The organism is Agrobacterium sp. A3-95 (genome assembly GCF_053521785.1).
Genome location: NZ_JBNWDR010000001.1, coordinates 522,514 through 547,353, shown reverse-complemented (window position 1 = coordinate 547,353; position 24,840 = coordinate 522,514). Strand labels below are relative to the sequence as shown.

The following is a 24,840-nucleotide window of genomic DNA, read 5'->3' as shown; positions in this document are numbered from 1 at the left end:
CCCGCCGCACCTTCAGGCCGTTTGCGTCAGCGCGATCAGGCCGAAGCTCAAGATTCCAAGCAGCACGAGCGAGAGGCTGGCGGCGACGATGACCTTGCCCCCGGCATGGCGAAGGCTGCGAATATCGACCGACAGCCCAAGCGCCGCCATCGACATGATGGTGAGGATGTTGGAGAGCGAGGCGAGGGGGCCGAGCAGAACCTCGGGAATAAGGCCGAAGGAACGGGCCATGATCATCAGCACGAAGCAGATGATGAACCACGGAACCATCTGCTGCAACTTCAGCCGGCCCTTGCCGGACTGGCCGTGGATGACGGAGAGGGCAGCAATGACCGGCCCCAGCATCAGGACGCGTATGAGCTTGACGATTGTCCCGGTCTGCACCGCAACGGCGCCGAGCGGGGCGGTGGCAGCTAGCACCTGCGGTACGGCATAGACCGTCAGGCCCGCGAAGATGCCATACTGGGTGGCATCAAGACCGAGAAGCTGCGGCAGAAACGGCATAAGCAGAACGGCGAGGACACCGAGAACGGCTGTAAAAGCAATCGATGCGGCGACATCTTCTGGCTTGGCGCCAATGGCGGGCGCTGCCGCCGCGATGGCCGAATTGCCGCAGATGGAATTGCCGCAGGCGATAAGGGTTGCGAGTTTGGGTGGCAGCCCCAGCATCCGCCCGGCGGCATAGCTGAAGATCAGCGACAGGGCGACGATGACAGCGATGCCGCCGATCAGCAAACCGCCGGCGCCTTTGAGAATGGCAAGGCTCAAGGATGCGCCAAGAAGCGCGACCGCAATCTCGAGCAGGGTCTTGGCACTGAACTTGATGCCGGCCGAAGCAACCGCTGGCAGCGACACGAGCGAACGCAAAAGCGTACCAATCAGAATAGCCAGCACCAGATCGCCGAGCCATGCATGTCCGGCAAGCCGCACCTGAAAGCGTTCCGCCAGAATGGCAGCGCAACTGACCGCCGCGCAAAGCAGAATGCCCGGCAGAAGCGGGGTCAGCGAGCGAAAAGAAGACTGGAAGGGATGAGTGAGGGTGCGATGCTGTGCCATGGCCAGACAATGCCGGAATGGCCTGTTTTATTCTATCAAATAATATGGCATATATTATTCGATAAAATCGAATGAAAAAGCCATGACCTTCGAACAACTCCGCATTTTCATCGCCGTCGCCGAACGCGAGCACCTGACAAGGGCCGCGCAGGCGATCGGTTTGACCGCCTCGGCCGTCAGTTCCGCAATCAAGAACCTCGAGGCATTTTACAATGTCGAGCTGTTTCATCGCGTCGGCCGCAATATCGAATTGACCGAAAGCGGACGGGTGTTTCTGGGTGAGGCCAGGGCGACGCTGGCGCGTGTGCGCAGCGCCGAACTGATCCTTTCCGAAATGGGCGGTCTGACGCGCGGCGAAATCACTGTCTGCGCCAGCCAGACCATTGCCAGCTACTGGCTGCCGCCGATCCTCATGCAATTCAAGAAGCTTTATCCGGGTGTTACGCTGAAACTCGATATCGGCAATACGAAAACGGTAACTCAGGCCGTGCTCGATGGGCTGGCTGAGGTCGGCTTCATCGAAGGCAAGATCGACGAGCCGGCGCTGATGGTGCAGCCCGTGGTATCCGACAAGCTTCTGGTCGTCACCGGCTCCGCCCACCCCTTCGCCGACGGCCGTTATCTCACCGCCCTCGATATTCTATACGGAACGTCCTGGGTGTTGCGCGAACAGGGTTCCGGCACCCGCTCCGCCTTCGAGGCGGCGGTGCGGCAGATGGGTGTCGACCCTGCAGATCTTTCCGTGATGCTGGAACTGCCCTCCAACGAGGCCGTGGTGATGGCGGCACGCTCCGGCGGCGCGGCGACAGCGGTTTCCGCTTCCGTCGCTTCCCTGTTCTTACGCCAGGGATTGTTGGTCCGCGCCGGCATCGATCTGCCCGCCCGCAATTTTGCTCTGTTGCGCCACAAGGAACGTCACACCAGCCGTGCGGCCATGGAACTGGAACGCCTCAGCCGTGCCGCCTCGGAGGACTACAAGGCCGGTCTTGCCGGTTTGTAGGTCGAAAGGCCGCGCGGCATTATCGGGATCGCGGTGCGCGGGCAGAGCCTATCACGTCAGCTCATGCGCAACGACGTGATGAACGATTCGATAGTCCCTGCTTTCCTCTCCCAACGGAGCGAGTGGCCACTCCCATGCGGCGGCCGGCGCGGACAGATCAGCGCCATGCAGCAAGTCCTCGTGCTGGTGCAGGCTGCCGTCTTTGCCGATAACGTCAAAGGATGTGTCCGTTACCAGGCACGCCTTGCAGGGAAGGGCGGCCAGCGCATCCAGATGCGTCTGCATGAGTCTCGGCAAAAGGTCATCAGGCGCGCCGGCAATCTTCTCCCGCTCCAGCCGATGCCGCGCGCCGGTGCCGATCTGTGACAGGAGGTTGGCCGAGACGACGAAATCCAGATAGGGCACCCGCCGCAGGAACTCGAGCGGTTCCGGTTCTTTACCGGCAACGATATCGTCAAAACCGGAAAGATCGCGGTTGACGATGCGCACATTCTTTTTGGAATTGAAGCGCAGTTTCGCCTGCACGCTGGCAAGATGCACCAGATCGACCAGAACCACGGTATCGAACATCGCCACCAGCGCATCGTATGGCACGTCGCGCAGCAGACCCGACCCGAGCACCACCGCCGTCCGTCTCTGTTTGAGTTTTCTCGCCGATTGCAGCACAAATTGCTGGCTGTTGTTTTCATGCTCCGCCCATGCTGTTGCGCAGCGATTGGCGCGCGCCCATAGATTGACGGAATAGCGGATATGCGGCCGGAATGGCTTCGGCGTGGCCGCACGCGTGGCGGCATATTGCAGGGCTTCGAGGATCATTGATGCCTAACGGTAAATTTCGCGGCGATGGCCAATTTCCACCACCAGCACGACAAGCTTGTGGTCCTGTATATCGCAGATGATACGGTAATCGCCTACCCGGTAACGCCAGAAGCTGCCGAGTTCTGAGCCTTGCAGGGCGGCACCTGTCTGGCGGGGATTGTCGAGCGCCGCTACTCTCTCTTGAAGGAAAGCGCGGATACGCTGACGCGTCTGCGGATCGATTTTCCGCATCTCTTTCTGGACAAGAACATCGTATTCAATTGTCCAGATCACGCCAGAACTCCTCGGCGCTTACCACCTTTGATTCACCGCGCTGGATGCGCCGCGTCGCCTCTTCGGCTAGATAGAGATCTTCCATATCCTCAATATGTTTCTCAATCGCCTCGCGGATATAGTATGCGGACGTACGGCCCGTGCGCTCGGAAAGCGCTTTCAGCCGTTCATAGGTCTCGTCCGGCAGGCGGATGGCAGTCTGTTTGCTCATTGCTTGCGCCCTTTTCGACTAAAATGGGATACATGCATCCCATATAGCATTGTTTGCCCCGTGCGGCCAGTAGAACCAGAGGCTTTGCGGCTTGCCGCACCGGGCTTCATCATCTAATACACCGGCATAATTTCAGGAAAATATCGGATCGGCATCATGAGCGAAAAAGCAAAAAAGCCTCAGAAACTGAAAGCCCGCCTGCCGCGCGGCTTCGTGGACCGTTCTGCTGCCGATATCCATGCCACCAATGAAATGATCGACAAGATCCGCAAGGTCTACGAGCTTTACGGCTTCGATCCGGTGGAAACACCGCTGTTTGAATATACCGATGCGCTCGGCAAATTCCTGCCTGATAGTGACCGTCCGAACGAGGGCGTATTTTCGCTGCAGGATGACGACGACCAGTGGATGAGCCTGCGTTACGATCTCACTGCACCGCTTGCCCGCCATGTCGCGGAAAATTTCAACGAAATCCAGCTGCCCTACCGTACCTATCGCGCCGGTTATGTGTTTCGCAATGAAAAGCCCGGCCCCGGCCGCTTCCGCCAGTTCATGCAGTTCGATGCCGATACGGTCGGTGCTGCCGGTGTGCAGGCCGATGCCGAAATGTGCATGATGATGGCCGATACGCTGGAAGCGCTTGGTATTGCTCGCGGTGACTATGTCATCCGCGTCAACAACCGCAAGGTGCTGGACGGCGTCATGGAGGCCATCGGCCTTGGTGGCGAGGAAAATGCCGGTCGTCGCCTGAACGTGCTGCGCGCCATCGACAAGCTCGACAAGTTCGGCCCTGATGGCGTGAAGCTGCTGCTCGGTCCCGGCCGTAAGGATGAATCCGGCGATTTCACCAAGGGTGCGGGTCTCGGTGAAGAGCAGATCGAAAAGGTTCTGTTTTTCGTCGGCATCAAGGATTATGCGGAAAGCGCCGATGATCTCGCACAACTGGTTGCGGGCACATCCAAAGGCGCGGAAGGCGTCGATGAACTGAACATCATCGGCTCTCTGGTTTCCGGTGCCGGTTACGATGCGACGCGTATCAAGATCGATCCCTCCGTCGTGCGCGGTCTCGAATATTACACCGGCCCTGTCTATGAGGCCGAACTGACCTTCGACGTCACCAACGAAAAGGGCGAAAAGGTCGTCTTTGGCTCGGTCGGCGGTGGCGGCCGTTATGATGGTCTCGTCTCTCGCTTCATGGGTCAGCCAGTTCCGGCAACAGGCTTCTCCATCGGCGTTTCCCGTCTGATGACGGCCTTGAAGAACCTCGGCAAACTCGGTCAGGTCAAGCCGCTCGCCCCGGTTCTCATCACCGTCATGGATGGCGATGTGGACAGCATGGGCCGTTACCAACGCTTCACACAGGCGCTGCGTGCCGAGGGCATCCGCGCCGAAATGTACCAGGGCAACTGGAAGAAATTCGGCAATCAGCTGAAATATGCCGACCGTCTCGGCTCCCCCATCGCCATCATCCAGGGCGGTGACGAGCGCGCCGAAGGCGTCGTGCAGATCAAGGATCTGATCGAAGGCAAGCGCCTCTCCGGCGAGATCGAGGACAATGCCAGCTGGCGCGAAGCGCGGGTGGCACAGATCACCGCGCCGGAGACGGAACTGGTGGCGAAGGTTCGCGAGATTCTGGAACATCATGCAGAGGACGTTCGCCGCGCCGCTGAAGGGCGCTGAGGCGATGGCGATCCTCGCGCTCGATCACCTTCAACTGGCGATGCCCGTCGGCCGGGAAGACGAGGCGCGCGCCTTTTATGGCGACCTGCTCGGCTTTGCGGAGCAGGCAAAACCCGCCAATCTGGCGGCGCGCGGCGGATGTTGGTTCTCATCTGGACCGATAAAACTCCACCTCGGCATCGATCAGGATTTCAGACCTGCCAGGAAAGCCCATCCTGCCTTTCTGGTAGACGATCTCAGTATCTTGCGAAAAACACTTGAAACTGCAGGCTACCATGTGGTTGAGGATGAGCCGCTCGAAGGATATCACCGGTTTTATGTCCTTGATCCCTTCGGAAACCGCATCGAAATGATGCAGCCGCTCGAACCGTGACGAAAAGTACTGTTCCATGCCCCTGATCGACATGCCGGAATTTTCCGGAGAGCTACTGGAAGAATTCGCCGCGCGCCGCACAAGTCGTGTGAATACGCCTGTCATCCAGCCTGCCGAACCGTTTCTGGATATGGCGGGCGAGGATTTGCGCCGGCGTATTTTCATGACGGAGAGCGAGACAGGTGAAAGCCTTTGTCTGCGCCCGGAATTCACTATTCCCGTCTGCCTGCGCCATATCGAGACAGCGACGGGTACGCCGAAGCGCTACTCCTATCTGGGCGAGGTCTTCCGCCAGCGCAGGGAGGGTGCGAACGAGTTTTATCAGGCAGGCATCGAGGATCTTGGCGATACCGATATCGCCGCCGCCGATGCCCGCGCCGTGATTGATGCAACCGCCATCCTGAAACGCCTGCTGCCTGGCCGTTCGCTCGCCGTCACGCTGGGCGACCAGCAGGTGTTCGAGGCGGTCGTTGCAGCGCTCGGCCTGCCGCTCGGTTGGCAGAAACGGCTGGTGCAGGCTTTCGGCGATATGGTGCAGCTCGACGCGCTGCTGGAAAGCCTCGTGCACCCCAAGCCCATGACCGGCCTTGACGCGCGGGTCGCTGGACTTCTGGCAACGGGCGAAGAGGCGGTGCTGGTCGACTATCTCGACACGGTAATGCAGGAAACCGGCTATTCCACCAATGCCAGCCGCTCGCCGCAGGAAATCGCCCGCCGTCTGCGGGAAAAGCTGGCGCTTGCCGCCACGCGTCTGCCGGATGAGAGTTTCGAACTGCTCAAGCAGTTCCTGGCCCTGCAGGCGCCCTTGCCGCAGGCCTCGCAAGTTCTGGCCGATTTTGCCGCAAAGGCTAAGCTGAAACTGGACGGTGCGCTTTCCGCTTTCGATAAGCGTGTCGCGGCCCTTGCGAATGCCGGGGTCGATCTCAAAACAGTCAGCTACGGCGCGGCCTTCGGCCGTCCGCTCGATTATTATACTGGCCTCGTTTTCGAGGTGATGGAAGAAGGTAGCGATAGCGTTCTGGCCGGTGGTGGCCGTTTTGACCGGCTGCTGACGCTGCTTGGCGCGCAGGAAAAAATACCGGCCGTGGGCTTTTCCCTCTGGCTGGATCGCATCGAAACGGTGCGCGGGAGCGATAAGCCATGATCACCATTGCCTTGCCCTCAAAGGGCCGGATGAAGGAAGACGCCTCCGCCGTTCTGGAACGCGCCGGGCTGAAGGTCGCAGCTGTCGGTAACGACCGGTCCTATCGCGGCCGCATCGAAGGGCGCGACGATATCGAGATTGCCTATCTCTCAGCCTCCGAGATCGCCCGCGAAATTGGTGCTGGCAGCGTGGATTTCGGCGTGACGGGTGAAGACCTGGTGCGAGAGGGGCTGACCAACGCCGATGCGCAGGTGGAATTCTGCGCCCGCCTCGGTTTCGGCCATGCCGATGTCGTTGTCGCCGTGCCGGAAATCTGGCTGGATGTGGACAGCATGGCCGATCTCGGCGATGTGGCCTCGGAATTCCGTGCCCGTCATGGTCGCCGTTTGGCAATCGCAACCAAATACTGGCGGCTGACGCAGCAGTTCTTTTCGCGCCAGCACGGCATTCAGCTTTACCGTATTGTCGAAAGCCTTGGCGCCACCGAAGGTGCGCCGGCGGCAGGGCAGGCGGATATCATCGTCGATATCACCTCCACCGGCTCGACGCTGAAAGCTAACCACCTGAAAATCCTCTCCGACGGCATCATCGTCCGCTCGGAAGCCTGTTTCGTGCGCGCCCGCAAGCCGGAGCACGAAGGTGATCCGGCGGTTCAGGAGATCGCGGCGCGAATAAAAGCGGCTGTCTGAAAGCATAAAAGAAAAAAGCCGCCGGATCGCTCCGGCGGCTTTTTTCTTGGTCAGCCTATGGGCTCAGGCGCGGGCGGCAACGAAGCCGCGCTTTGCGTCGACGGAGTAGGCGCCTGCACCGAAGGTTGCGAGCAGGATATAGGCGCCGGCAAGGGTGATGTTCTTCATCAGCATGATGCCGTTCAGCGTGTTGATCCAGCCGAGAGCAGGCTCAGGCCAGCCGGGAACGGCAACGGTGCCGCTGTGGAATACGAGGCCGGTGAACACGCAGAATGCTGCAAGCGCCCATGCGGCGATCTTCGTCTGGAAACCGGCGAGAATGGCAAGACCGGCAACGAGTTCGAACAGGCCGGCAAGATAGGCAAGCGCGGTTGCGGCAGGCATGCCGGCGCCCGAGATCATGCCGGCAGTGCCAGCCGGATCGGTGAGTTTGCCGAAGCCGGAATAGATGAAGATGAAGGAAAGCAGAATACGGGCGATGAGAACGAGAGCGTTCTGGCTGCTGGACATGGAGTATCTCCGGTAAGTGATCGGCGTGTCGCCGGTTAAACTGCAAGGTGATGTCTGGAGATATCAATGACCGAAAATCATGCATCTATAAAGATGAACAATAGAAGACAAATTGTCTTCATTTTGTGAACGACCAACAATGTCGTTCAATGACATTGAGCGCGCATCCCCGTTTGAACGGGACCATTCGACTCGATCTATCCATTTGTTTTAAAAAAATTTCCTGACATAAAGCCGCTGCGCAGTTTCACTGGAAACGCGCTAGGCGGCGAAGCGCATATCCTCGAAACGCGGAAACAGGAAGAGCCCCGAAATGCGCCCTTGCTGGCCGATCTCGAAACCCGAGGATTCGCCCATGCAAATAAGCGGCTGCCGCATTGCCGGCAGGGTGAACAGGCCGGTGGAAAAGCAGAAGCGTGAGGGTGCGGCGGAAGCCTGTTCGAAAATTTCGAGCACGCGGTCGTGGTGACCCCGATCGTAACAGCGGATCAGGCTGAGCAGGCCGCACTCACCCTGCGGCAGCCCATGCATGAAAGATGCATGTTCGCCAAGCTTGATGACGCCGCTCGAAAGATCGCCGCTCCATTCCTCCGAAATAAAGAAATGCGAAAGGGTCTGAGTATCCGGCATGGTTGTCGCGGCCGCAGGCAGAGCATCGTTGCGTCTTGATATTTCGAACAAATCGCGCCCCCGCATGAACATCGTACCAGCGCTGCAATCTCAAGCGTCGCTGCCAAGTTGATTTTTCATCGCCATCCGCATTCGAGCGTGCTTGCCAAGCATCGAACCCCTTCAATGCTTGCATCCCGCCGCGGCACCCTCACGGGCGCTGACTTATAGTTTATTTTCTTCTACCCACAACAACCTGTCAGAGAGAAAATCAAAAATAATATGTATTCCTTCATCGCAATCGCGAAATATATGAAAAAAAGACAACTAAATGTCGTGCTTATAAACTGGAGAGGGCGAAAATCCGCCCCATCGGCAATTGTGATTCGCCTCTATCGGCACCCGATTATTGCACGCGCTGCCAAAAACAAGCCGACTAAAGTTATCGCTGTTTCAAAAAGAGACAATATTTTTTAAGCCCGATCCCGGCAAGTGAAGATATCGCGCCAGCTGTCACAAGGGGCATGGGCGGCAACGAAAAAAGGGCGATCCGAAGACCGCCCTTTCGTATTCCAGTGACAGGACTGATTAGAAGTCCATGCCGCCCATGCCGCCGCCAGGCATCTGGGGCATTGCCGATTCCTTCTTAGGAAGTTCGGCGATCATGGCTTCGGTGGTGATCAGCAGCGAAGCAACCGAAGCTGCGTTCTGCAGAGCCGTGCGAACAACCTTGACCGGGTCGACGATGCCGAGCTGGATCAGGTCGCCATATTCGCCGGTCTGGGCGTTGTAGCCGTAGTTGTCTTCGTTCCGGTCGAGGATCTTGCCAACAACGATGGAAGCTTCGTCACCTGCGTTTTCTGCAATCTGGCGAACCAGAGACTGCAGAGCCTTGCGGACGATGTTGATGCCGGCTTCCTGGTCGTCGTTCTCACCCTTGACGGTGATCTTCGTGGAAGAACGCAGCAGGGCAACGCCGCCGCCCGGTACGATGCCTTCCTGAACAGCAGCGCGCGTCGCGTTGAGAGCGTCGTCGATGCGGTCCTTCTTTTCCTTCACTTCAACTTCCGTCGAACCGCCAACGCGGATCACGGCAACGCCGCCAGCGAGCTTGGCAAGACGTTCCTGCAGCTTTTCGCGGTCGTAGTCGGAAGTGGTTTCTTCGATCTGCGCCTTGATCTGGGCAACACGGCCTTCGATGTCGGACTTCTGGCCAGCACCGTCAACGATCGTGGTGTTTTCCTTGGAGATCGAAACCTTCTTCGACTTGCCGAGCATGTCGAGGGTAACGCTTTCGAGCTTGATGCCGAGATCTTCGGAAATGACGGTACCACCGGTCAGGATGGCGATGTCTTCCAGCATGGCCTTGCGGCGGTCGCCGAAGCCAGGAGCCTTGACGGCAGCGATCTTGAGGCCGCCACGCAGCTTGTTGACGACGAGCGTTGCAAGGGCTTCGCCTTCTACGTCTTCAGCGATGATGACGAGCGGCTTGCCGGTCTGAACGACAGCTTCGAGAACAGGCAGCATGGCCTGGAGGTTCGAAAGCTTCTTTTCGTGCAGAAGGATGTATGCGTCTTCGAGGTCCGCAACCATCTTTTCCGGGTTGGTCACGAAGTAAGGCGACAGGTAGCCGCGGTCGAACTGCATGCCTTCGACGACTTCGAGTTCGGTTTCAGCGGTCTTGGCTTCTTCAACGGTGATGACGCCTTCGTTGCCGACGCGCTGCATTGCTTCAGCAATGTCGAGACCGATCTGACGCTCGCCGTTTGCAGAGATCGTGCCGACCTGTGCAACTTCTTCCGAAGTGTTGATCTTCTTGGCCTTGGCCTGAAGGTCCTTGACGACTTCAGCAACGGCCAGATCGATACCGCGCTTGAGGTCCATCGGGTTCATGCCGGCAGCAACTGCCTTTGCACCTTCGCGAACGATGGCCTGGGCCAGAACCGTTGCGGTGGTGGTGCCGTCACCGGCGATGTCGTTGGTCTTGGAGGCAACTTCGCGAACGAGCTGTGCGCCCATGTTCTCGAACTTGTCTTCGAGTTCGATTTCCTTGGCGACCGAAACGCCGTCCTTGGTGATGCGCGGTGCGCCGAAGGACTTGTCGATAACGACGTTACGACCCTTCGGGCCGAGGGTGACCTTCACTGCATCAGCGAGAATGTCGACGCCCTTGAGCATCTTTTCGCGCGCTGTGCGGCCGAATTTGACTTCTTTGGCTGCCATTTTCAAAACTCCTGGTTTCGAATGGCCGGACGGGGTCCGGCTTGAAATTTAAGGAAACGATGGGTGCGGCGAAATCAGCCGATGATACCCATGATGTCGGCTTCCTTCATGATCAGAAGGTCTTCGCCGTCGAGCTTGACTTCGGTGCCCGACCACTTGCCGAACAGGACGCGATCGCCAACCTTGACGTCGAGAGCGACGACCTTGCCGGCCTCATCGCGAGCGCCGGAACCGACGGCGACGATTTCGCCTTCCTGCGGCTTTTCCTTGGCGGTATCGGGAATGATGATGCCGCCCTTGGTCTTTGCTTCGGACTCAACGCGACGAACGACGACGCGATCATGAAGCGGGCGGAAATTGGTGCTTGTCATTGCCTAATCCCTCGATCAAATGACTTCAGGAACCTTTTGCAGGTTCACGTGATGGGTGTTAGCACTCCTCTTGTTGGAGTGCCAGCAAAGCCGAGATAAGGAGGCGTCCCCCCGGAGTCAAGAACGCACTACCGGAAAAATTTCACGGCCTATGGTTACCAGCGTTCCATGAGAGAAAATTTCCACGCTCCGACGGGCGCGGACAAATCGCTCTTTTTCAGGCAACCTTCGTTTTCGGCGTAGAGGGGTTTTATGTTCGGATGGTGGCCGGTGGTCCGGAGGCGGGCCTGGCACCGCTTTTTTCCTTGCCATCGGCGTCCTGCTTTGCCATGTGACGCACACCCTTTTTTCGCACCCGGAAAGCATATCATGGCCCATCGCATTCTCACCCTCGGCGAAATCACTGATGGGTTCGACGTTGTTCTTTCGGATGTCTGGGGCGTGCTGCATAATGGTGTCAGCGCTTTCCCGGATGCGGCGGTTGCGCTGCACGACGCGCGCAAGGCCGGCAAGACCGTGGTGCTCATCACCAATTCGCCGCGTCCGGCCCCCGGTGTCATCGCCCAGCTTCGCGTTCTCGGCGTGCCGGATGAGGCCTATGACCGCATCATCACATCGGGCGACGTCACCCGCGGCCTGATCGCGGAAGGCCCAAGAAAAGTCTTTCTGCTCGGCCCCGAGCGGGACATGCCGCTGCTCGAAGGTCTCGATGTCGAACGGGTCGGCGAGGTGGAAGCGGAATCCGTCGTCTGCACCGGTTTCTTCGATGACGAGACGGAAACGCCGGAAGACTATACGGAAATGTTGAAAGGCTTCATCGCCCGCAAGGCGCCGATGATCTGCGCCAACCCCGATCTGGTGGTAGAGCGCGGCGAGCGCATCATTCCCTGCGCCGGCGCCATGGCCGCATATTACGAACAGCTTGGCGGCGAAGTCCGTATTGCCGGCAAACCGCACGCGCCGATCTATGAAGCCTGCCTTGCGGCGGCGAAAGAAGTGCGCAGCGATTTCCCGAAGGATCGCGTGCTCGCCATCGGCGATGGCATGCCGACGGATGTGAAGGGCGCAATTGCGAGCGGCCTCAACCTTCTTTATATCAGCGGCGGCATTCACGCCGCCGAATATACGCTGAATGGCCAGACGGACGAGGCGCTTCTGAACGCCTATCTGAAGGGGCAGGGCGCGGCTCCCGGCTGGTGGATGCCCCGCCTTGCCTAGGAAACGTTTGGCGTAAGCCGCCGTCAAAAATGGATCGACTGCAATGACCGTCTTTCATCGCAATGAAAAAAAGGAGCCGCTGCCTGAAGGCTTGCGCGGCGGCGTCATCGCGATCGGCAATTTCGATGGTGTGCATCGCGGCCACCGCGCCGTTCTGGACCGGGCGCTGGAACTGGCCGAGGCGCGTGGCGTACCGGCACTGGTGCTGACCTTCGAACCGCATCCCCGTTCCGTCTTCCGCCCTGAAACGCCGGTCTTCCGCCTGACGCCTGCGCCGTTGAAGGCACGTATTCTCGAGGCCATCGGTTTCCGCTCGGTCATCGAATACCCCTTTGACCGCGAGTTTTCGCAGCGCTCGGCGGAAGAGTTCGTCAATTCCATTCTGGTCGACTGGCTGGGCGCCAGCGCCGTCGTCACCGGCTTTGATTTCCATTTCGGCAAGGGCCGCGAAGGTGGCCCGGCATTTCTGATGGCGGCCGGCAAGCGCAACGGCTTCGACGTGACGCTCGTGGATGCCTTTCGCGACGAGGGCGCGGATGTCGTCTCCTCGAGCCGTATCCGCTCGCTTCTGTGCGAAGGAGATGTGGCAGGTGCCGCCGGACAACTCGGGTATCGTTTCACGGTGGAAAGTGAAGTCATCGGCGGCCAGAAGCTGGGGCGAACTCTGGGTTACCCAACGGCCAACATGGCGCTTTCACCCGAAACGGAGCTGAAAGCCGGCATCTATGCCGTGCGGTTCCGCCGCCCCGACGGGGCGATTTACGATGGCGTTGCAAGCTTCGGTTACCGCCCGACGGTCACCGATAACGGTGCGGCACTTCTGGAAACCTACGTCTTCGATTTTTCCGGTGATCTCTATGGTGAGGTCTGTTCGGTATCCTTCTTCGGGCACCTGCGTGACGAGCTGAAATTTGACGGCTTGGACCCGCTGGTCGCGCAGATCAGGCGGGATGAGGAAGAGGCGCGGGCGATGCTGTCAGGCGTGCGGCCGCTCAGTGAATTGGATGCGAAGATAGCATTTTGAGCGGGCAGATAATCCTGTCCCGGATTGTCGTCGCTTTTCACTTCCTTTTTGCCCGAAAACCGCATAAACAACCGGCCATGTCCCAATACCGGTTGCTGTTTAAAGTTCAGATAGGCCGAATTATTGGCCCGGCCTTCCGCCCGCTCTGAAGAGCCGGAAGGTCCGGGATTTTGGCGCTCGTCATGGCATTTGACATGGCGCTTTCCGTATTTGCCCTCTTTGAAATTGAGACGGCGCGACCGACACGGCGCGCAACAACGGTACAATTATGAGCGACACCGCAGAAAAATTCGACTATTCCTCGACCCTCTATTTGCCGCAGACGGATTTCCCGATGCGTGCCGGCCTGCCGCAGAAAGAACCGGAAACGGTGAAGCGCTGGCAGGAAATGGGCCTGTATAAAAAGCTCCGCGCCTCCGCCGCCGGTCGCGAGAAATTCGTGCTGCATGATGGCCCGCCCTATGCCAACGGCAACATCCACATCGGCCATGCGCTGAACAAGATCCTGAAAGACGTCATCACCCGCTCGTTCCAGATGCGCGGTTACGATGCCAATTACGTGCCCGGCTGGGATTGCCACGGCCTGCCGATCGAATGGAAGATCGAGGAAGCCTACCGCGCCAAGGGCAAGAACAAGGACGAGGTTCCGGTCAACGAGTTCCGCAGGGAATGCCGTGACTTCGCGGCTGGCTGGATCAAGGTTCAGTCGGAAGAGTTCAAGCGCCTCGGCATCGAGGGTGACTTCGAAAACCCCTACACAACCATGAACTTCCACGCGGAAGCCCGTATTGCCGGCGAACTGCTGAAGATCGCCAAGAGCGGCCAGCTCTATCGCGGTTCGAAGCCGATCATGTGGTCGGTCGTCGAGCGCACGGCGCTGGCGGAAGCCGAGGTCGAGTATCACGACGTTGAAAGCGACATGATCTGGGTGAAGTTCCCCGTACTGCCGCATGATCCGAAGTTTATGTGGCACGACAAAGCGACAAATACGCCTGTACCAGTTCCTGATTCTTTTAAGGAGTTGGCGGATAGTTTCGTCGTCATCTGGACAACCACGCCGTGGACCATCCCCGGCAACCGCGCCATCGCCTTCTCCTCGCGGGTCGAATATGGCCTGTTCGAAGTCGAAAGCGCGCAGAACGATTTCGGTCCGCAGCCGGGTGAAAAGCTGATCTTCGCCAGAAAGCTTGCCGATGAGGCTGCTGCCAAGGCGAAGGTGACCTTCAAGTTCGTGCGCGATGTGAAAGCTGAAGAACTGGCCGCCATCACCTGCGCCCATCCTTTGGCGTCGCTTGGCTACGATTTCCCGGTTCCGCTTCTCGATGGCGACCACGTCACCGACGATGCAGGCACGGGCTTCGTGCACACCGCGCCGAGCCATGGCCGCGAGGACTTTGACGTCTGGACCGCGCATCAACGTGAGCTGGAAGCGCGCGGCGTTTCGCCGGCCATCCCGTTCCCCGTTGGCGATGACGGGTTCTACACCGAGGACGCACCCGGTTTCGGCCCGTCTGCCGAAGGCGGCGCGGCCCGCGTCATGGATGATAACGGCAAGAAGGGCGATGCCAACGAGCGCGTCATCAAGGCGCTGATCGCGGCCAACAACCTGTTCGCGCGCGGCCGTCTGAAGCACAGCTATCCGCATAGCTGGCGCTCCAAGAAGCCGGTGATCTTCCGCAACACGCCGCAGTGGTTTGTCTATATGGACAAGGAACTGGGCGACGGCACGACGCTGCGCTCGCGTTCGCTTGATGCCATCGACCAGACCCGTTTCGTTCCGGCATCCGGCCAGAACCGCCTGCGCGCCATGATCGAAGGTCGGCCCGACTGGGTTCTGTCGCGCCAGCGCAGCTGGGGCGTGCCGATCGCGGTCTTCGCCGACGAGCAGGGTGAGGTTCTGGTCGACGAGGCTGTCAACGCCCGCATCCTCGAGGCCTTCGAGGCTGAAGGTGCGGATGCCTGGTTCGCCGAAGGCGCCAAGGAACGTTTCCTCGGCAATGACCATGACCACGCCAAATGGCAGCAGGTCATGGACATCCTCGATGTGTGGTTCGATAGCGGCTGCACCCATACCTTCACGCTGGAAGACCGCCCGGACATGAAGTGGCCGGCGGATGTCTATCTCGAAGGCTCGGACCAGCATCGCGGCTGGTTCCATTCGTCGCTGCTGGAAAGCTGCGCGACGCGTGGCCGCGCGCCCTATAACGCCGTCGTCACCCATGGCTTCACCATGGACGAGCAGGGCCGCAAGCAGTCCAAGTCTCTCGGCAACGTTGTTGCACCACAGGACGTGATGAAAGAGTCCGGCGCGGATATCCTGCGCCTGTGGGTCATGACGACCGATTACTGGGAAGACCAGCGTCTGGGCAAGGCCATCATCCAGACCAATATCGACGCGTATCGCAAGCTGCGCAACACCGTGCGCTGGATGCTCGGCACGCTTGCCCACGACAAGGGCGAGGAGATCGCCTATGCCGATCTGCCGGAACTGGAAAAGCTGGTACTGCACCGCCTGTCCGAGCTGGATAAGGTCGTGCGCGACGGGTACGACGCCTTCGACTTCAAGAAGATCGCCCGCGCCCTGATCGATTTCGCAAATGTGGAGCTGTCGGCTTTCTACTTCGACATCCGCAAGGACACGCTTTATTGTGACGCGCCGTCGTCGCTGAAGCGCCGTGCATCGCTGTCGGTCATCGCCAAGCTGTTCGATTGCCTCGTCACATGGCTTGCGCCCATGCTGCCCTTCACCACTGAAGAAGCATGGCTTTCGCGCTATCCGGATGCGGAATCGGTGCATCTCGCCCAGTTCCCGGAAATTCCGGCGGAGTGGAACAACGACGCGCTGGAAGCGAAGTGGGAGAAAATCCGCAAGGTCCGCACGGTCGTCACCGGTGCGCTCGAAGTGGAACGTCGTGAAAAGCGTATCGGCTCCTCGCTTGAGGCAGCGCCCATCGTGCACATTGCCGACGCCGATCTTCTGGCGGCTCTCTCCGGGCAGGATTTTGCCGAAATCTGCATCACCTCGGCCATTTCGGTGGTCGGCGATGAAGGCCCTGCCGATGGCTTCCGCTTGCCGGAGGTCGCAAAGGTCGTGGTCGAGCAGAAGCTGGCGGAAGGCGCAAAATGCGCACGCTCCTGGCGTATCACCACCGATGTCGGTTCTGATCCGGACTATCCGGAGGTTTCGGCCCGTGATGCGGCGGCACTGCGCGAGCTTGCCGCGCTGGGATGATTTAAAGCTGCTGCGCATCGTTCCTGTCGAAAAATCGATTTCGAGTTTCGGGCCGATGCGCGAGGAAAATGGCCGGATGAATTGCGCTTTAGCTCTTCATCCGGTACACCTGCCTGAAAATGGCCGGATTTGCACGGCAATGCGGGCTACCGCCTGCCGAAAGACGATGTCTGGCGCAATGGGACGGACGGCTGGAAGGGTTTTTATGAAGACGATGAAGGCTTTTGGGCAGGATAACGCGCAGGGTTTGAGCATGTTCCGCACGGTTGCAGGTATCACGGCGATAGGCGTGCTGCTCAGCGCCTGCACGAGCCCGACCTATGGTACGGGCAAGACTGCGGCAGAACAGCTTGTAGACGACCTCGGCAACGCGACTTCGATCACCGGCAACGATCAGGAAAAACGTAACCTGAAGTACAGCCCGCGTCCCGGTCTCGTTGTCCCCGCCCAGTCCCGCGCCGAGCAATTGACGACGCCGCAGCAGAACATGGCCAGCCGCGAAAACAACCCGCAATGGGTCGAATCGCCGGAAGAGACCCGTGAACGCCTGCGCGACGAGGCGGATGCCAATAAGAACAATCCGCATTACCGCTCACCGCTGCTTGCCGGCAACGGCACGGCCGGCCAGATGACCGAAAGCCAGAAATGGGAAGCCTTCCGCAAGGCCAAGGCAGATGCCCAGGGTGGCTCCGTCGTCAACGCCCAGCGCAAGTTCCTGACCGATCCGCCGCAGGAATATCGTAGCGTTCCGCAGGATCAACTGACTGACCTCGGTGAGCCGGAGCAGAAGAAGGAAAAGCGCCGTAAGAAAGAAGCGGCGATGGCAAACACCGGCAAACCCTGGTGGAACCCCTTCTGATAAAATGAAGGGCTTATGGCCTGCGGGAAAGATTGCATCTCCCGCCGGCTGCTTATTCGTCGAGACGTTTCTCGCGAAAGAATTTCCGCAGAATTTCAGCACTTTCGCTTTCCGCCAGCCCCGAATACACATCAGGCGCGTGGTGGCATGTCGGCTGGCTGAAGAAGCGCACGCCACTATGCACCGCGCCGCCCTTCGGGTCTTCCGCACCGTAATAGAGACGACGGATGCGGGCAAACGAGATCGCCGCCGCGCACATGGTGCAGGGTTCCAGCGTTACATAGAGATCGGCACCGGGCAGGCGTTCCTGTTCCAGCGCCTCGCAGGCCATGCGGATCACGGCGATTTCGGCATGCGCCGTCACATCGTTCAATTCACGGGTGCGATTGCCGGAACGGGCGATGACGCGACCGTCCATAACCAGGACTGCGCCGATCGGAACCTCCTGCCGCTCACCGGCGGCACGGGCTTCCGCCAGCGCCAGTTCCATGAAATGCGTCCTTTCGGCCATTGCGTTTCAATTTCCTCTTAACCCTTGTGCTTGGACCTGATAGGACAGCCCAAACAACAGGCAAACAGCAAATGACTTTTAAAGACAAGCCGAAGCGTGACGGTGGCAAGACTTTTAGCCGCGACAAGAAGTCGAAAGGCCCCGGCAAGCCCGCCGCAGAGCGTGAAAAGAAACCGGTAGAAGCCAAGGCGGCTCCGGTGCAGGAAGCCGTTATGGGCACCAAGCCAGAGCGCATTTCCAAGATCATGGCGCGCGCCGGCGTTGCCTCGCGCCGCGATATCGAGCGCATGATCATGGAAGGCCGCGTGTCGCTGAACGGCGTCAAGCTGGACACTCCGGTGATGAACGCGACTCTTTCCGACAAGATCGAAGTGGATGGCATGCCCATCCGCGGGGCTGAGCGCACGCGCCTGTGGCTTTACCACAAGCCCGCTGGCCTGGTGACGACCAATTCCGACCCGGAAGGCCGCCCGACCGTTTTCGACAATCTGCCGGGTGAATTGCCGCGTGTGCTCTCTATCGGCCGCCTCGACATCAATACCGAAGGCCTGCTGCTGTTGACCAATGATGGCGGTCTCTCCCGCGTGCTGGAACTGCCGACGACCGGCTGGCTGCGCCGCTACCGCGTGCGCGCCCATGGCGAGGTCGATCAGGCAGCGCTCGACAAGCTGAAGGAAGGCATTGCCGTCGACGGCGTGCTTTATGGCGCTATCGACGCGACGCTCGACCGCACCCAGGGTCACAACGTCTGGATCACCATGGGTCTGCGCGAAGGCAAGAACCGCGAGATCAAGAACGTGCTCGGCGCGCTCGGCCTTGAGGTCAACCGCCTGATCCGTATCTCCTACGGCCCGTTCCAGCTTGGCGATCTGCCTGAAGGCAAGGTGCTTGAAGTGCGTGGCCGCATGCTGCGTGACCAGCTTGGTCCGCGCCTCATCGAACAATCCGGCGCCAATTTCGACGCGCCGATCTACGATGCGCCTGTCGCCGACGATGAAGAAGAAAACACGCCCAAGCGCGCGCCCCGGTCCGAATGGGCAAAGAGCGACGCGCCGGAAGGCAAGGCGCGTTTCGACAGGGCTGCCGGCAAACCGGAAGATCGCCGCGAAAAGGCGCTCGGCCGTCTCGACACCAAGCGCGGTGACAAGCCAGCTGGCAAGTTCGGTGGCAAACCTGCCGGGAAATTCGGCGCGAAAACCCGTGGCGAAGAGGATGGCGAAGAACGCCGCCCCGCCCGCCCGCCCGCGGGCACCAGCCGCACGGCCAATGTCTGGATGGCGCCCGGCGCAAAGCCCACCCGTGATGGCAAGGAGCGGAAGTTTTCTGCCCGCGCGGAAGCGGAAAGCCTGTTCAAGAAGCCATCCGCCCAGGCGGAAGCGCGCCGCAACGTCGTCAGGCATGCCGATTCCGAGGGCGAGTGGATCCGTTCGGATTCCCCGCGCGAAGAGGAAGGCGGTCGTGGACGTGGCGACGGCCCGCGCGGTGGAAAGAGCTTTGGAGATCGCGGCGGGAAATCCTTCGGTGACCGTCCGTTCCGTGACAAGCCACGTGAAGCGGGAGATCGCCCGCGTGGCGACGGTCCTCGCGGCGAGAAGAGCTTCGGAGATCGCACCGCACGCGGTGGAAAACCGTTTGGCGACCGTCCGTTCCGTGACAAGCCACGTGAGGAGGGTGATCGCCCGCGCAGCGACCGCCCACGCGGCGAGAAGAGCTTCGGAGATCGCACGGCACGTGGTGAGAAACCTTTCGGTGAGCGTCCGTTCCGCGACAAGCCCCGCGAAGACGGTGATCGCCCACGCGGCGACCGGCCTTTCGGTGACAAGCCAAGAGGCGCAAAACCGGGTGGCAAACCCGGCGGCAGGCCCGCATCGGGCAAGCCTTCTTTTGGAAAACCGGGTGAACGTGGCGAACGTTCGGGTTTTTCAGGCAAGGGCAAAGGCCCCGGTGGCGGTAGCGGCCCCGGCGGCGGCAAACCGGGCGGCAAAGGCCCGGGTGGCAAACCTTCTGGTGGCAGGGGAATGACACGTAATGCGGATCGTAGGCGGTGAGTTCCGCGGCCGAAATCTGGCCGCGCCGAAAACAAATTCCATTCGTCCGACAATCGACAGGACACGGGAAAGCCTCTTCAATATTCTAAGCCATGCCTATCCGGAAAGTCTTGACGGTACGCGCGTTTTGGACGTTTTTGCCGGAACGGGCGCGGTCGGGCTGGAGGCGCTTTCGCGTGGCTGTCGTGTGGCGCTCTTCGTCGAAAACGGCGTTGAGGGCAGGGGGCTGTTGTGGGAAAATATCGATGCGCTGGGGCTGCATGGGCGTGCCCGCATCCTGCGGCGTGACGCGACCAAGCTTGGCGGCGTCAACAATATCGAGCCCTTCGATCTCCTTTTCGCCGATCCGCCCTATGGCCAGGGCCACGGGGAGAAGGCATTTGCTGCTGCCCATGCTGGCGGCTGGCTGGCCCCCGGTGCGCTCGCCATTCTGGAAGAGCGCGGCGATGTTGTGGTCAATGTCGAGCCGGTGTTCAAACCGCTCGAAAGCCGCATCTTCGGTGACTCGAAAATGCACTTCTACCGCTACGAGCCCTAGAGCATTTCCAGCAAAAACGGCCCCCGGTTTCCGTGCGGAAATGCCGCAAAACAAAGAGTTAGAGTGTTTTCGCGATTTGAAGAAAAGCGAAAACGCTCTGACGGCAGCACTTTCCCGTCACGTCACGGTCTTGTCTTGTTTGCCGAATAGGCAGAGGCTTTGCCGTGGAAAGGGTCTTGGGTATTTGGCATGGAGCAGGGTGTAAACGACAGCGTCACAATGGTTCACGCCGGGCAAGAGGCGATCGATGCCAGCCGCGAGAGCGGTCATGAGCCGACATTCGGCCTGGCGCTCGGCGGCGGTGGCGCACGCGGCATCTGCCACATCAACGTTATCGAGGCATTCGACGAACTAGGCATTCGCCCGGTCGCGCTTTCCGGCTCCTCCATCGGCTCCATCATCGCAGCAGGCATGGCGGCCGGCATGAGCGGCAAGGAAATCCGCGAATATACGCTGGAACTCATGGGGCGGAAGGGTTCGGTCGCCAACCGTCTCTGGAGCCTTGGCCCCGCATCCATGCGCCATGCGGTCGATGGTTTTCGTCTTGGCCAGTTCAATCTCGAACTCATTCTGCACGCCTTGATGCCGCAGGCCCTGCCGAAGGATTTTTCCGAACTTGCCATTCCCCTGAAAGTGGTAACCACGGATTATTATGCGCAGACCGAAGTGGTGGTGGAAACCGGCGAGATCATTCAGGCGCTGGCGGCTTCTGCGGCTATTCCGGCTCTATTCATGCCGGTGCGCGTCAACGGCCGCATCATGATCGATGGCGGCATCTTCAATCCCGTGCCCTATGAGCATCTGATGGATCGGGCCGATATCATCGTCGGCATCGATGTGGTTGGCGGCCCTGAAGGTGACGGCACCACCATGCCGAACCGGCTGGACAGCCTGTTCGGCGCCAGTCAGCTGATGATGCAGGCGGCCATTGCCCTGAAACTCAGATTGCGTCCGCCGCATATTTTCCTGCGCCCACCGGTGCACCGTTTCGGCGTGCTGGATTTCCTCAAATCGGAAGAAGTGCTGAACGCTTCCGCCGGGATCAAGGATGATCTGAAACGGCAGATCGAAATGCAGGTGGAACTGTTCCATCGCGGGCAGGGCGTGGAGGCTTGAGCGGTACTCCTTGAGTATTCGCTATGGGCGAGCGCGTGCCGCTTAGTGGGTGACTGCTATTTCACCCTCGTCTTCGTCCTCTTCTTCCTCGCGCTTTTCCACCTTGTTCTTCGGCTTCATCAGTGGCTCGGGTTTCACTTCGCGCACCGGCTTGTTGTGCAGCATCTGCCTGCCGGCGGCGAGCCCTTCCACGGCCTGTAGCTGCAATCTCTCCTCGTCGCGCTCGCGTATGTCGTCGGAAATGGCAAGCGCCCTTTCGCCGTCCATGTCCAACCCTTCCAGAATGCGGCGGCCAAATAGCAGGCCCGATTCCAGCGTCTCGCGGATTTCGTATTCCACGCCCTTTTTCCTGAGATCGAGGGAATGAATGCGGTCATAGGAGCGGGCATAGATGCGCACGCTTGGAAATTCCGACTGGATCATGTCGATGATGCGGTCGGTGACTTCCTTTTTATGGGTGCAGACCGCCACGAGATCGGCGCGCTCTATGCCAGCCGCGATCAACACGTCCTTGCGTGTACCATCGCCAAAAAAGATGCGGAAACCGAAGCGGGAAGCCTGACGTACACGATCGGCCGAACTGTCGATGACTGTCACGTCGCGCCCACCGGCAAGCAGGATTTGCGAGGCGATCTGGCCGAAGCGCGAAAAGCCGATCATCAGCACATCGGCGCCAGCCCCGTCAAAATCCTCGTCCAGCGTGTCCTCATCGGCATCCTCCGCCGTCAGCCGGCGAGAAACCACTGCCAGCAGCGGCGTCAGCGCCATGGAAAGCGTCACGATGGCGACAAGGATGGAAGCCGTCGCCTGCGGAAACAGGCGGGAGGCGGCAGCAGTGGAAAACAGCACGAAACCGAATTCGCCGCCCTGCGCCAGCAGCAGCGCGATACGGCTCGATGCATAACGGGACGAACCGGCGATGCGGCACAGCCCATAGATTACGGCCGCCTTCACAGCCATCATCGCCGGCACGGCGATCAGGATGAGAAGAATGTGCTCGTAGACGATGTTGATGTGCAGCGACATGCCGACAGCCATGAAGAACAGCGCCAGAAACAGCCCGCGAAACGGCTCGATATCGGCTTCCAGCTCGTGCCGATAAGAAGATTCCGACAGCATCAGCCCGGCCAGCAGCGCACCCATGCCCATCGAAAGCCCAACCGCCTCCATGATGGCGGCCGCACCGATGACGACGAAGAGGGCGGCGGCGATCATCACCTCCCGCGCACCCGTGCGGGCGATGATCTGGAACATCGGCGTCAGCAGATAACGCCCGGCCAACACCATGCCCGCCACCGCGACAACGGAGGCGACGAGATCGTAGGCCATCGAATCCGTCGGCACGTCCGGGCGGTTGGAAAGAATGGTGACAAGGGCGAGAAGCGGTACGATAGCGAGATCCTGAAACAGCAGGATCGAGAAGGAGCGGTTGCCATGCCGCGTATTCATGTCGCCATCGTCTTCAAGAATCTGTAACGCAAAGGCGGTGGAGGAGAGTGCAAGGCCGAAACCCGCAACGAGGCTGCCACGCGCGTCGATCAGTCCGGCCCACCAGGCAATCAATGCCAGCACGCTGCCCGTCACCAGCACCTGCGCCAGCCCCAGCCCTAAAATATCGCGCCGCATCTGCCATATGCGCGATGGCTTGAGTTCGAGGCCGATGATGAAGAGCAGGAAAACCACGCCCAGTTCCGAGACGTTGAAGATATCTTTCGCGTCTGTCACCAGATGCAGGAACGGCCCGATGACGATGCCCGCCACCAGATAACCGAGCACGGTGCCAAGGCCGAGTTTGCGGAAAATCGACGCCGCGATGACAGCGCCGGCCAGAAGCAGCAAGGGTTCGGAAAAGAGAGCGTCGTGCTCGGTCATGCTGGCTGACTTTCGAATATGGTGGCGACAAAGCCTTGTCGATGGAGAAAGCGGCGTTTCGCCCTTGATGCGGGGTTGATGGCACAATAAATGGAACAGGAATGAAAGGCCAACTCATGTCCTCAGAAATAGATTCTTCCAAACTTCTCGATCGCGCCAGCGAGCTTGTCGATCTCGCCCGTGCTGCAGGCGCGGATGAGGCGGATGCCGTCGTCGTCCGCTCTCGCTCGCAATCGGTCGGCGTCCGGCTTGGCAAGGTGGAAAGTACCGAATCCTCCGAAAGCGATGATTTTTCGCTTCGCGTTTTCGTCGGGCGGCGGGTGGCGAGCGTTTCGGCCAATCCCGGCTTCGACCTGAAGACCCTGGCGGAACGGGCGGTGGCCATGGCGAAGGTTTCGCCGGAAGACCCCTTCGCCTGCCTGGCAGACAAGGAACGGCTCGCAACCTCCTACGACGATCTCGAGCTTTTCGATGCGACCGAGGTCTCTACAGATCAATTGCGTGAGGCAGCGCTCGCCTCGGAAGAGGCGGCGCTTGCCGTCAAGGGCGTCAGCAATTCCTCCGGTGCTGGCGCATCGAGCGGCATGGGCGGCCTCGTCCTTGCCACCTCCCACGGTTTTTCCGGCAGCTACATGGGCAGCCGTTTCAGCCGTTCCGTCAGTGTCATCGCCGGCGAGGGCACGAAGATGGAGCGCGACTACGATTTCGACAGCCGCCTCTATTACGCCGATCTGGATGCAGCCGAAGAGATCGGCCGCCGCGCCGGCGAAAAAGTCGTGCGGCGGGTCGGCCCGCTTCAGGTCGATACCGGCAGCAATATTACCGTGGTTTTTGATCCCCGCATCGCGCGCGGTTTCGTCGGCGCCATTGCCGGCGCGATCAATGGCGCTTCCGTTGCCCGCAAGACCAGCTTCCTGCGCGACAGGATGGGGCAGCAGGTTCTGAAAAAGGGCCTTTATCTGACGGACGATCCGCAGATCGTTCGTGGCCCCTCGTCGCGTCCTTTCGATGGCGAGGGTGTCCGGGGCGAGAAGATGACGATGATCGAGGACGGGGTGCTGAAGCATTGGTTCCTCTCTACCTCGGCAGCGCGTGAACTCGGCCTTGAAACCAACGGTCGCGGCGTGCGCGGTGGCACTTCGGTATCGCCGTCCTCAACCAATCTCGCGCTGGAGCCAGGCGATATTTCGCCGGAAGATCTGCTGAGGGACGTCGGAACCGGCTTTTACGTCACCGAACTGATTGGCCACGGCGCCAATATGCTCACGGGTGAATATAGCTGCGGTGCGAGCGGCTTCTGGATCGAGAATGGTGAAAAATCCTTCGCGGTTTCCGAGGTCACCATCGCTTCGAACCTGAAGGACATGTTCATGCGTGTCACGCCGGCTAACGATATCGACCGTAAATACGGTGTCGCAGCACCGACACTTGCTATCGAAGGCATGACGATCGCGGGCAAGTGAG

At 59.9% G+C, this 24,840-nt stretch carries 23 protein-coding genes; 13 read left to right on the top strand and 10 right to left on the bottom strand.

Features of this window, described 5'->3' with window-relative positions:
• Positions 1-12: 12 nt before the first annotated feature.
• Entirely contained in the window at positions 13-1,056 is a 1,044-nt protein-coding gene (locus ACQZ5Y_RS02795) for a YeiH family protein (RefSeq protein ID WP_174049203.1), read from the bottom strand.
• Positions 1,057-1,138: 82 nt separating this feature from the next.
• Between ACQZ5Y_RS02795 and ACQZ5Y_RS02790 the strand changes: the two genes are divergently transcribed.
• The gene (locus ACQZ5Y_RS02790) at positions 1,139-2,056 is read left to right on the top strand and encodes a LysR substrate-binding domain-containing protein (protein WP_004432220.1); all 918 of its coding nucleotides are present in this window, start codon (positions 1,139-1,141) and stop codon (positions 2,054-2,056) included.
• 51 nt (positions 2,057-2,107) lie between these two features.
• On the opposite strand, the gene ACQZ5Y_RS02785 is transcribed toward ACQZ5Y_RS02790, so the two are convergent.
• From ACQZ5Y_RS02785 to relB, 3 genes are read right to left on the bottom strand one after another with little or no spacing between them, the layout of a single operon-like run.
• The gene (locus ACQZ5Y_RS02785) at positions 2,108-2,872 is read right to left on the bottom strand and encodes a hypothetical protein (protein ID WP_174049204.1); all 765 of its coding nucleotides are present in this window, start codon (positions 2,870-2,872) and stop codon (positions 2,108-2,110) included.
• A gap of 6 nt (positions 2,873-2,878) precedes the next feature.
• The gene (locus ACQZ5Y_RS02780) at positions 2,879-3,148 is read right to left on the bottom strand and encodes a type II toxin-antitoxin system RelE family toxin (protein ID WP_038489955.1); all 270 of its coding nucleotides are present in this window, start codon (positions 3,146-3,148) and stop codon (positions 2,879-2,881) included.
• On the bottom strand, positions 3,132-3,359 hold the full coding sequence (gene relB, locus ACQZ5Y_RS02775; RefSeq protein ID WP_013635548.1) for a type II toxin-antitoxin system RelB family antitoxin: 228 nt from the start codon (positions 3,357-3,359) through the stop codon (positions 3,132-3,134). The genes ACQZ5Y_RS02780 and relB overlap by 17 nt, the downstream gene beginning before the upstream one ends.
• Before the next feature lie 156 nt (positions 3,360-3,515).
• Between relB and hisS the strand changes: the two genes are divergently transcribed.
• The 4 genes from hisS to hisG are packed head-to-tail and all read left to right on the top strand — an operon-like array spanning position 3,516 to position 7,245.
• Positions 3,516-5,039 (top strand): histidine--tRNA ligase, encoded by a 1,524-nt coding sequence (hisS, locus tag ACQZ5Y_RS02770; RefSeq protein WP_019564242.1) that lies wholly within the window; start codon positions 3,516-3,518, stop codon positions 5,037-5,039.
• A 4-nt stretch (positions 5,040-5,043) separates the two neighbouring features.
• Positions 5,044-5,412, top strand: a complete 369-nt coding sequence (locus tag ACQZ5Y_RS02765) for a VOC family protein (protein ID WP_026330619.1) — start codon at positions 5,044-5,046, stop codon at positions 5,410-5,412.
• Between the two features lie 16 nt (positions 5,413-5,428).
• On the top strand, positions 5,429-6,556 hold the full coding sequence (locus ACQZ5Y_RS02760; RefSeq protein WP_111796763.1) for an ATP phosphoribosyltransferase regulatory subunit: 1,128 nt from the start codon (positions 5,429-5,431) through the stop codon (positions 6,554-6,556).
• The gene (gene hisG / locus ACQZ5Y_RS02755; RefSeq protein ID WP_004432208.1) at positions 6,553-7,245 is read left to right on the top strand and encodes an ATP phosphoribosyltransferase; all 693 of its coding nucleotides are present in this window, start codon (positions 6,553-6,555) and stop codon (positions 7,243-7,245) included. The genes ACQZ5Y_RS02760 and hisG overlap by 4 nt, the downstream gene beginning before the upstream one ends.
• Positions 7,246-7,308: 63 nt before the next feature.
• On the opposite strand, the gene ACQZ5Y_RS02750 is transcribed toward hisG, so the two are convergent.
• From ACQZ5Y_RS02750 to groES, 4 genes are all read right to left on the bottom strand, one after another.
• Entirely contained in the window at positions 7,309-7,755 is a 447-nt protein-coding gene (locus tag ACQZ5Y_RS02750; protein ID WP_004432207.1) for a DoxX family protein, read from the bottom strand.
• Between the two features lie 261 nt (positions 7,756-8,016).
• Positions 8,017-8,451 (bottom strand): hypothetical protein, encoded by a 435-nt coding sequence (locus ACQZ5Y_RS02745; protein ID WP_025592588.1) that lies wholly within the window; start codon positions 8,449-8,451, stop codon positions 8,017-8,019.
• A 501-nt stretch (positions 8,452-8,952) separates the two neighbouring features.
• The gene (groL, locus tag ACQZ5Y_RS02740) at positions 8,953-10,587 is read right to left on the bottom strand and encodes a chaperonin GroEL (protein ID WP_004432205.1); all 1,635 of its coding nucleotides are present in this window, start codon (positions 10,585-10,587) and stop codon (positions 8,953-8,955) included.
• Between the two features lie 74 nt (positions 10,588-10,661).
• The gene (gene groES / locus ACQZ5Y_RS02735; protein WP_003494080.1) at positions 10,662-10,958 is read right to left on the bottom strand and encodes a co-chaperone GroES; all 297 of its coding nucleotides are present in this window, start codon (positions 10,956-10,958) and stop codon (positions 10,662-10,664) included.
• A gap of 369 nt (positions 10,959-11,327) precedes the next feature.
• Between groES and ACQZ5Y_RS02730 the strand changes: the two genes are divergently transcribed.
• The 4 genes from ACQZ5Y_RS02730 to ACQZ5Y_RS02715 all read left to right on the top strand — a co-directional run bounded on the left by ACQZ5Y_RS02730 (position 11,328) and on the right by ACQZ5Y_RS02715 (position 17,291).
• Positions 11,328-12,176: a TIGR01459 family HAD-type hydrolase gene (locus ACQZ5Y_RS02730; protein ID WP_174049205.1), complete on the top strand. Its 849-nt coding sequence runs from the start codon at positions 11,328-11,330 to the stop codon at positions 12,174-12,176.
• A gap of 43 nt (positions 12,177-12,219) precedes the next feature.
• On the top strand, positions 12,220-13,200 hold the full coding sequence (locus ACQZ5Y_RS02725; RefSeq protein ID WP_004432194.1) for a bifunctional riboflavin kinase/FAD synthetase: 981 nt from the start codon (positions 12,220-12,222) through the stop codon (positions 13,198-13,200).
• Positions 13,201-13,468: 268 nt separating this feature from the next.
• Positions 13,469-16,432, top strand: coding sequence for an isoleucine--tRNA ligase (gene ileS, locus ACQZ5Y_RS02720; protein ID WP_174049206.1), 2,964 nt, complete (start codon positions 13,469-13,471; stop codon positions 16,430-16,432).
• A 205-nt stretch (positions 16,433-16,637) separates the two neighbouring features.
• Positions 16,638-17,291 carry a hypothetical protein gene (locus ACQZ5Y_RS02715; protein ID WP_019564237.1) on the top strand — a complete coding sequence of 218 codons (654 nt, stop codon included), beginning with the start codon at positions 16,638-16,640 and terminating at the stop codon, positions 17,289-17,291.
• A gap of 52 nt (positions 17,292-17,343) precedes the next feature.
• On the opposite strand, the gene ACQZ5Y_RS02710 is transcribed toward ACQZ5Y_RS02715, so the two are convergent.
• Complete coding sequence (locus ACQZ5Y_RS02710; RefSeq protein ID WP_013635558.1) at positions 17,344-17,802, bottom strand: nucleoside deaminase; 459 nt, start codon at positions 17,800-17,802, stop codon at positions 17,344-17,346.
• Between the two features lie 71 nt (positions 17,803-17,873).
• Here ACQZ5Y_RS02710 and ACQZ5Y_RS02705 point away from each other — a divergent pair, with 71 nt between their 5' ends.
• From ACQZ5Y_RS02705 to ACQZ5Y_RS02695, 3 genes are all read left to right on the top strand, one after another.
• Complete coding sequence (locus ACQZ5Y_RS02705) at positions 17,874-19,850, top strand: pseudouridine synthase (protein WP_174049207.1); 1,977 nt, start codon at positions 17,874-17,876, stop codon at positions 19,848-19,850.
• Positions 19,831-20,388: a 16S rRNA (guanine(966)-N(2))-methyltransferase RsmD gene (gene rsmD, locus ACQZ5Y_RS02700; protein ID WP_004432183.1), complete on the top strand. Its 558-nt coding sequence runs from the start codon at positions 19,831-19,833 to the stop codon at positions 20,386-20,388. Before ACQZ5Y_RS02705 ends, rsmD begins: the two co-directional genes overlap by 20 nt.
• A gap of 189 nt (positions 20,389-20,577) precedes the next feature.
• Positions 20,578-21,504, top strand: coding sequence for a patatin-like phospholipase family protein (locus ACQZ5Y_RS02695; protein WP_081308712.1), 927 nt, complete (start codon positions 20,578-20,580; stop codon positions 21,502-21,504).
• A gap of 42 nt (positions 21,505-21,546) precedes the next feature.
• Here ACQZ5Y_RS02695 and ACQZ5Y_RS02690 read toward each other — a convergent pair whose 3' ends face one another.
• A complete protein-coding gene (locus ACQZ5Y_RS02690; protein WP_004432178.1) occupies positions 21,547-23,376 on the bottom strand; it encodes a monovalent cation:proton antiporter-2 (CPA2) family protein in 1,830 nt (609 codons plus the stop codon).
• A 116-nt stretch (positions 23,377-23,492) separates the two neighbouring features.
• Between ACQZ5Y_RS02690 and ACQZ5Y_RS02685 the strand changes: the two genes are divergently transcribed.
• The gene (locus ACQZ5Y_RS02685) at positions 23,493-24,839 is read left to right on the top strand and encodes a TldD/PmbA family protein (RefSeq protein ID WP_174049209.1); all 1,347 of its coding nucleotides are present in this window, start codon (positions 23,493-23,495) and stop codon (positions 24,837-24,839) included.
• Position 24,840 lies beyond the last annotated feature (1 nt).